At 51.3% G+C, this 1,213-nt stretch carries 2 protein-coding genes; both read left to right on the top strand.

Annotated elements, in window-relative coordinates; all coding sequences use genetic code 11:
* Entirely contained in the window at positions 1 to 189 is a 189-nt protein-coding gene (locus tag D6694_03690) for a hypothetical protein (GenBank protein ID RMH46307.1), read from the top strand.
* Positions 176 to 1,213 (top strand): hypothetical protein (locus D6694_03685; protein ID RMH46306.1); only part of this gene is annotated, 1,038 nt, incomplete at its 3' end. The genes D6694_03690 and D6694_03685, both read left to right, overlap by 14 nt.

Below are 1,213 nucleotides of genomic sequence, written 5' to 3'. Positions count from 1 at the left end.
ATGTACACGGTGATGACTCCGTTGCCTGGGACACGTTTGTACAGTGAGTTGGCAGAGCAAATTGTTGTCACCGACCTCGATTATTACACCTTAACAAACGCTGTATTGCCAACCTACCTCCCTGAAGAACTTTTTTATCAACGTTATGCCGCCCTTTTGCAGGAAGGGCACCAGCATGCAAGGATTTGAGACATTGAATCAGCCGGTTTATATCACTGCTTTGGCCAGTTTTCTCCCCAACGAGCCAGTTGGTAATGACGAAATGGAGGAGCTGTTGGGGAGGGTCTACCAGTTACCCTCAAAAACGCGTCGCATTATTTTACGGAATAATGGAATTCGGCAGCGCTATTACGCCATTGACCGAGAAACAGGTGCGACAACCCACAGCAATGCCCAGCTGACGGCTGAGGCCGTCCGACGGCTTAGGCCCGAAGAGGGCCTTGAACCTGATCAGATTGAATGTCTTTGTTGCGGGACGTCTTCACCTGACCAGCTGATGCCGGGGCACGCCTCAATGGTTCATGGAGAGCTTGGCGGAGCTCCTTGTGAAATTCTAAGTGCCGCGGGCATTTGTGGTTCGGGAATGAGCGCAATGAAATATGCCTGGTTGAGCGTTGCCAGTGGGCAAAGCAGAAGGGCGGTTGCAACCGGGTCGGAACTGGCATCCTCTTATATGCGCGCGCGTTTTTGTGGTGGGATCGATCTTGGTAAGGCCGAACAGCTGGAGCAGCAGCCTGTTTTGTCATTTGAGGCGGATTTTCTCCGTTGGATGCTTTCTGACGGTGCCGGTGCGGCGTTGCTCAGCGATCGCCCCAATCCGAGTCATCTTTCGTTGCGCATTGAATGGATTGAGCAGCTTTCGTACGCTCATGAACTGGAGCCCTGCATGTATGCGGGGGCCGACAAGCTTGCAGACGGAAGCTTGCGTGGCTGGCGCGAAAATCCCGACCTGAAAAAGTTGGCCTTTACTGAAACCATGTTGGTAAAGCAGGATGTCAAACTCCTCAATGCTCAGATAATCAATGTTGCCGTTGATAAAGCATTGCGAAAAATCGCCGCCAAACACCATCTCAAGGCCTCAGATGTTGATTGGTTTTTACCCCACTACTCTTCGGAATTTTTCCGCCCAAAGCTTAAGGCAAGGATGGATGAAATCGGTTTCTCTGTTCCTGAAGAGCGCTGGTTTACCAACCTCCCTTATAAGGGAAACACT

It is taken from the genome of Gammaproteobacteria bacterium (assembly GCA_003696665.1).
Taxonomy (GTDB): domain Bacteria; phylum Pseudomonadota; class Gammaproteobacteria; order Enterobacterales.
This window is presented reverse-complemented; position numbering and strand designations above follow the sequence as displayed.